This is a genomic window from Vibrio sp. M250220 (assembly GCF_036533795.1).
GTDB lineage: Bacteria > Pseudomonadota > Gammaproteobacteria > Enterobacterales > Vibrionaceae > Vibrio.
On record NZ_JATABI010000134.1, the window covers coordinates 1 to 1,353 of the forward strand.

At 41.6% G+C, this 1,353-nt stretch carries 2 pseudogenes; both read right to left on the reverse strand.

The features are described from left to right. Positions 1-796: pseudogene (locus QTN94_RS19905) on the reverse strand (hypothetical protein); the annotation flags it as partial. Positions 797-913: 117 nt separating this feature from the next. Continuing rightward, positions 914-1,300 (reverse strand): annotated as a pseudogene (locus QTN94_RS19910) (peptidoglycan-binding domain-containing protein); the annotation flags it as partial. Positions 1,301-1,353 lie beyond the last annotated feature (53 nt).

The window sequence follows — 1,353 nt, forward strand, 5'->3', positions numbered from 1 at the left end:
CCATCCACCTTGCACGCTTCATAGATGCTATCGACACCACTGACGGCACCCACAAGTAAACCAACATAACCCACACCTCTGGCGGCAGAAATTCCAAGAGCAATATTACCAATCCGCTTCCCTAATTCTTTCACAAAACCCGTCTTTAGAATTTCATCCGCATTGTGAACGGCTGATTTAGTGGAGAGGCTTAAATTGCGTTTAATTTGCGTATAGATGGGCAATTGAACGCTACGTTTGGATAGCATTGCAAAAGAACCATCCAGTTTTTTAAACAATGCGGCACGCTGATCAAAAAATCGCTGATTATTGGCATAGCCCACTTTTGATTGGTTTCGACATGCTGCACATACAGGCCATTTATTTCTAATAGGACATTTTGAATATTCTTAAGGTTTTGCTCAACGATTGCAGACGTTGCACCAACCCCCACCGCTACCTGAGCATAATAATCATTGGGTAAGCCATCCGATTCAATCCGCTCTTCCAGTTGATGAGAGAAAAGCTCGAAGTGACGGTTGAGTGTCGCTACCTCCTCATCCAATAGTTTTCCTAATTCCTTACTGGCAATCTTCGCTTGTTCAATCCAAAGATTGAGCAGCTCTCGTTCATCCTTTGTTTTAGGCTCTGTAGTTGGAAGAAGGACAATTTCACCCTCTCGAACGGGCTCGTTCAAATGAAGATTACAGCGCTTGATGGTCTGCTTTTGTTCCTCACTTGTCTCTGACGTAAAGAGGTTTGCCCACAATTCATCTTGTGATTGAGTGGTCGTCGATTGCATCCAACCAAGATGAAAAGTGCTATCCCATTGCTCAACGACCGCTTCATCTAGTGCTAGTACAGTATTTCTACCTACAACACCATCGGTCTTATCAAGGTTGTATTGAGCATGAGTTGTATGCGTTGGTTTGTATGTCTGCTGAAAAGATTTAACCGCTTGCTCTGTTTTACTTCCAAAGATTCCTTCAACCTTTCCTTGATAGACTCCCACTGCTTTCAATGCTTCTTGAGCTTTTAATACTTCAAAGCTTTTCATCCCCATAGACAGTGAAGAAAACGAACCTTTCCCTAAAGCATTCATATTCTCTTCATTTTTTAACAGCCTTGATTTGAGTATTGGTGCGTTACTTACCTGTGGAGGATTATCTTTAGTCAAAGAAGCCAATAGTTTAGCTCTTCTTCTTTCCCTTTCATCATATTCAGCTATCGCTGCATTTGAACGCCTAACCTGACTTTCCACCATAGACTTTTTCTCTTCTTCTGGGTCTATGATTTCTCTTGGGGGGTATTTATAATCCATATTCCATCCATAAATTTTATTTTAACGTAGTCCTATCAAAAGGCGGTGTTCAT